Origin of the sequence: Pauljensenia sp. UMB3104 (assembly GCF_030217285.1) — a bacterium.
Lineage (GTDB): Bacteria > Actinomycetota > Actinomycetes > Actinomycetales > Actinomycetaceae > Pauljensenia.
This window is the reverse complement of record NZ_JASONN010000137.1, coordinates 1-332: the sequence shown is the minus strand read 5'-3', so window position 1 is coordinate 332 and position 332 is coordinate 1. Positions and strand designations below refer to the sequence as shown.

The following is a 332-nucleotide window of genomic DNA, read 5'->3' as shown; positions in this document are numbered from 1 at the left end:
CAGCGCTCGCCCTTGTCCTTGCTGGATGCTCCGGCTCAGCATCGACCAAATCCGAATCGGGAGCAGCCGGCGCGTCTGAGGAATACTCAATCGGCATCAGCCAGATCACCACTCACCCCTCGCTCGATGCTGCACGTGAAGGCTTTAAGCAGGCGTTTACCGACGCTGGCTTGAACGTGAAGTTCGACGAACAGAACGCCCAGGGTGATCAGGCAACCGCAACTTCGATCGCAGCGAAGTTCGCAGAAGCAGATCACGACCTGATCCTGGCTATCGCAACTCCTTCAGCTCAGGCGATTGCGCAATCCATCGTTGACACTCCCGTCCTGTTC

1 protein-coding gene is annotated in these 332 nt (G+C 57.8%); it reads left to right on the top strand.

Going from position 1 to position 332, the window contains the following annotated elements:
• Positions 1 to 332, top strand: a 332-nt coding sequence (locus QP415_RS11080; protein WP_285100099.1) for an ABC transporter substrate-binding protein, incomplete at both ends; no start/stop codon positions are given.